Source organism: Streptomyces griseorubiginosus, assembly GCF_017614965.1.
GTDB lineage: Bacteria > Actinomycetota > Actinomycetes > Streptomycetales > Streptomycetaceae > Streptomyces > Streptomyces griseorubiginosus_B.
This window is the reverse complement of the sequence record NZ_WVUG01000477.1, coordinates 1-4,439: the sequence shown is the minus strand read 5'-3', so window position 1 is coordinate 4,439 and position 4,439 is coordinate 1. Positions and strand designations below refer to the sequence as shown.

The following is a 4,439-nucleotide window of genomic DNA, read 5'->3' as shown; positions in this document are numbered from 1 at the left end:
GGCTTCAGGGTGGGCAGCGCCACGTTGAACAGGACGCGCAGCTCCCCCGCGCCGTCCACGCGGGCCGCCTCCAGCAGTTCGTCCGGCAGGGACTCCTGCACGTACACCCGCACCAGGTAGACGCCGAACGGGTTGAGCAGGGAGGGCAGGATGACCGCCCACATGGTGTTGGTCAGCGCCACCTTGCTCAGCAGCAGATAGGTGGGGATGGCCAGCGCGGTCGCCGGGACCATGATGGCGCCGAGCAGGCTGGAGAAGAGCAGGTTGCGGCCGGGGAAGCGGTACTTGGCGAAGGCGTACCCGGCGAAGGTCGCCACCGCCGTCGCGCCGACGCCGCTGACGCCCGCGTAGATCGCGGTGTTGCCCATCCAGCGCAGGTACTCGCCGTCGTTGTAGGTGAACAGCTGGCGGAGGTTGTCGAAGAACGAGGCCGGCGAGTGGAACCAGAGGGCGGCGGTGGAGAACAGCGCGTCGTTGTTCTTCGTGGCCGCGACGACCAGCCACCAGAACGGCAGCAGGAAGTACAGGATCATCGCCACCATCACCGCGTTGACGGTGACGCGTCCGCGGGCGGCGGAGGCACGGCGGTGCGCCCGGGCGGTGACGGCGGGGGCGGGGGCTGCGGCGGTCGTCACTTCAGTCCGCTCCTTTTGCGCGTGGCGAACAGGAAGAGGTAGGAGCCGATGAAGACCACCGCTCCGAGCGAGAAGGAGATGGCGGCGGAGTAGTTGAACTCCGAGTACTGGAAGGCGAGGTTGTAGGCGTAGAGGTTCGGCGTGTAGTCCGGGCTGATCACCGAGGAGGCGGTCGGTTCCAGGACGCGCGGCTCGGTGAAGAACTGCAGGGTGCCGATGATGGTGAACATCAGGGTCAGGACGATCGCCGAGGAGACCATCGGGATCTTGATGCGCAGGGCCGTCTGGATCTGCCCGGCGCCGTCCAGCTTGGCGGCCTCGTAGACCTCGCGGGGCAGGCCCTGCAGCGCCGCGTACAGGACGATCATGTTGTAGCCGGTCCACTGCCAGGTCACGATGTTGCCGAGTGAGGTCAGCATCAGACTGTGGCCCAGCAGGTCGACCTTGCCCATGCCGAGGGCGTGGCTCAGGGAGTTCACCGGGCCGAAGGTCGGGCTGTAGAGGAAGCCCCACATCAGCGCGCCGATCACGGCGGGCACGGCGTACGGCATGAACAGGGTCATGCGGAAGACCTTGGCGAGGCGGCTGGTGACCTCGTCGATGATCAGGGCCCCGAGCAGCGCCAGTCCGAGCATGAGCGGGATCTGCACCAGTCCGAAGACCGCGACCCGGCGCACACCGGACAGGAAGTGCGGGTCGGTGAAGGTCTGCTTGTAGTTGGCGAACCAGCTGAAGTGGTCGCCGCCGACCAGGGTGGAGGTCCGCAGGCTCAGCCAGAAGGCGTACGCCAGCGGCGCCACCAGGAAGGCCAGGAAGAGCAGGGTGAACGGGGCGACCAGCAGCAGCCCCATGCCCCGGTGCCGGGTACGGGCGGACAGCCCCCGGGAGCGCCGGCCCTTCCTTCCGCCGGCCGTCGGGACCCCGATCGCCCCGGCGGGCGCGGGACTTGGGGGCGCGAGTGCTGGTCCCTGCTGTCGGAGCAGGCTCATCACATCTCCTTGCGCGTCGTACGGGCCCCCGCCGACGGCGGACGGATGACGCGCGGGGCGTCGGCGGGGGCGGTGCGGACTCGGGAAGCCGGGCCGGTTACTTGCTGACCTTGAATCCCTGCTTGGACGCGTAGGAGGTCACCTGGCTCTGGACGTTGTCGTTCACCGCGGACCAGTCGGTCTGGCCCTGGATGGCCTTGCCGACCTCGCTGGTGTCGGTGTTGTAGGCGAAGTCCTGGAACGGGCTCCAGTCGAAGGTGGAGATGCCGTTGGCGGCGGGCACGAACACGGAGTTGATCTGCTGGCCACCGAAGAAGGCGTACTTCTTCTGCTTGAAGTAGGTGCCGTTGAGGATCGGGTTGGACAGCGGGAAGAGGTAGGCCTGGTCGATGCCGATCTTCCAGGCGGCCTCGGAGGTGCCGAAGAGCTCCCGGGCGACCTCGGTGGCCTCCTTGGGGTGCTTGGTCTGCGTGGTCACCGCGAAGCTCGAACCGCCCCAGTCGCCCTGGTCGCTGCCGCCCGCCGTCCACTGCGGCAGCGGGGCCACGCGCCACTTGCCGGCGGTCTTCTTGGCGACGCTGGAGAGGTAGCCCGGACCCCAGCCGGCCGCGATGTAGGTGGCGTACTTGCCGGTGCTCAGGCCGTTGTAGAAGTCCGTCGTGGCGTACGAGGTGGTGTCGACCAGCTTGTTCTTGACCAGGTCGCCCCAGTAGTCGTACACCTTCTTCGCCCCGGCGTCGTTCAGGTTGACCCCGATGTCGGGCAGCTTGCTCGCCGAGTAGGTGTAGGGGCGGGAGCCCGCCTGCCACATCAGGCCCTGGCGCCAGCCGGCGGCGGTCTCGTCGCTGCCGAAGTCGGTCAGGTAGGCGTTCGGGTCGGCCTTGTGGAGCTTGACCGCCTCCTGCTTGAACTCCGCCCAGGTGGTCGGGACCTTCAGGTTGTACTTCTTGAAGAGGTCGGCCCGGTACATCATCGCCATCGGGCCGCCGTCGACCGGGATGGCGTAGACGTGGTCGCCGTCGGAGGACTGGTTCCAGGCCCAGGAGACGTAGTTGCCCTTGTCCGCGTTGGCGCCGTACTTGCCCATGTCGAGCAGGCCCTTGGTGAGCTGGATGGTCGGCAGCTCCTGGAACTCCAGCATGACGACGTCCGGGGCGCCCTGGCCGGCCTTGAGCGCGGTCTTCAGCTTGGTGTACTCGTCCTGGCCGACGCCCGCCTGCACCCAGTCGACCTGGACGTCCTTGTGGGTCTTGTTGAACTCGTCGACGACCTGCTTGAAGTCGGGGTACCAGGCCCACACCTTGATGTGCACCGGTCCGCTGGAGGAGGAGCCGGAGTCGCTGCCGCCGCTGGAGCCGCAGGCCGCGAGGAGCACACCGGCGAGGGCGGCGGAGGTCGTCGCGACGGCGGTCCGGCGCAGGGAGCGGGGCAGTCTGGTGGACGACATGAGCATTCTCCTGGGTGAGGGTGCCGAGGGGCAGGCATCGGTGAAGGGTACGCGGTGGTATGTGCCGGAAAGCGGGTGCACGGGATCCTGATCTCGAACGTCGTTCGAGATTTCGGACATGAAGGACCGGGTGTCGTCAGGTCGTGGCGGATAACGAGGTGCGCCCGGTCCGGGCGCGGGCGGCTGCCCACCCGGCAACGGTCAAGTGCGTCACTGCGGCTCCTACCGGTCGTCCTGGCGCGCCAGGGCCGGGCAGGAGGCGGTTCCCGATCATCCCTTCCGGGGGGCCTCTGCTAGGCTCTGCAGCGCTGCAAAAGTGTTAACCGAAGGATTGCCACGCTGCAAGAGCTGGGGCGAAACTTTCAACAACGACCCCATCCGGGATGAAGGTGACCTATGGCAAAGGGCGTCACGCTCCGCGACGTCGCGGCGTTGGCCGGCGTCTCCAGTCGTACCGTGTCCAACGTGGTCAACGGTTACGCGCCGGTCGCCGAGAGCACCCGGGCGCGGGTGCAGCAGGCCGTGGACGAGCTCGGGTACCGGCCGAACGTGCTCGCCCGCAACCTCGCCTCCGGGCGCTCGGGGCAGATCGCGGTCGTCGTGCCCTACCTGGACACCCCGTACTTCGCCGAGCTGTTGCAGGGCATCATCCGGGCGGCCCGGGTGCGCGGGTACAACGTCCTGATCGACCAGACCGACGGCGACGCCGAGCACGAGAAGCTGTTCCTCAGCCGTGGCTCGCAGCAGCTGCTCTTCGACGGCGTGATCTTCAGCCCGCTGGGCCTGGCCCAGTCGGACCTGACCGAGCGTGACGCGAGCCTGCCGCTGGTGGTGCTCGGCGAACGCGTCAGCGACGGCAGCTTCGACCACATCGGCATCGACGACGTCAGCGCCTCGCGCGAGGCGACCGAGCATCTGCTCGACCTCGGGCGGCGGCGCGTCGCGGCGATCGGTGACCAGCCGTACCGCACGGGTGAGGCCGCGCAGCTGCGCACCCGCGGCTACCGGCTGGCCCACGAGCGGGCCGGTCTGCCCGTCCGGGAGGAGTACGTCATCTCCACCCCGCGCTTCAACCGCTCCGACGGCGCCACCGCCATGGCCCACCTGCTCGACCTGGAGGAACCCCCGGACGCGGTCTTCTGCTACAGCGACCTGGTGGCCCTGGGCGCCCTGCACACCCTGGCCGCCCGCGGGCTGCGGGTCCCGGAGGACGTCGCCATCGTCGGCTACGACGACATAGAGGACGCCCGCTACTCGAACCCGCCGGTGACGACGATCTCCCCGGACAAGCAGATGATCGCCGAGACGGCGGTGGAACGCCTGCTCAAACGCATCGCCACCCCGACCCCGGTCCCCGGCATGGAGATC

The 4,439-nt window shown here is 68.5% G+C and carries 4 protein-coding genes; 1 reads left to right on the top strand and 3 read right to left on the bottom strand.

Translation table 11 applies throughout. The features are described from left to right. The 3 genes from GRC12_RS46825 to GRC12_RS42175 all read right to left on the bottom strand — a co-directional run. On the bottom strand, positions 1-635 hold a 635-nt coding region (locus GRC12_RS46825), incomplete at its 3' end, for a carbohydrate ABC transporter permease (protein WP_308286754.1). Beyond that, a complete protein-coding gene (locus tag GRC12_RS42180) occupies positions 632-1,624 on the bottom strand; it encodes a carbohydrate ABC transporter permease (protein WP_244374605.1) in 993 nt (330 codons plus the stop codon). The genes GRC12_RS46825 and GRC12_RS42180, both read right to left, overlap by 4 nt. Before the next feature lie 97 nt (positions 1,625-1,721). Next, complete coding sequence (locus tag GRC12_RS42175; protein ID WP_208785738.1) at positions 1,722-3,071, bottom strand: ABC transporter substrate-binding protein; 1,350 nt, start codon at positions 3,069-3,071, stop codon at positions 1,722-1,724. A 396-nt stretch (positions 3,072-3,467) separates the two neighbouring features. Here GRC12_RS42175 and GRC12_RS42170 point away from each other — a divergent pair. Then, positions 3,468-4,439, top strand: a 972-nt coding sequence (locus tag GRC12_RS42170; protein WP_208785737.1) for a LacI family DNA-binding transcriptional regulator, incomplete at its 3' end; no start/stop codon positions are given.

Excerpts from the sequence above, each read along its gene's own strand:
- GRC12_RS42180 (WP_244374605.1), bottom strand. The coding sequence starts at position 1,624 with ATGAGCCTGCTCCGACAGCAGGGACCAGCACTCGCGCCCCCAAGTCCC.
- GRC12_RS42175 (WP_208785738.1), bottom strand. The coding sequence starts at position 3,071 with ATGTCGTCCACCAGACTGCCCCGCTCCCTGCGCCGGACCGCCGTCGCG.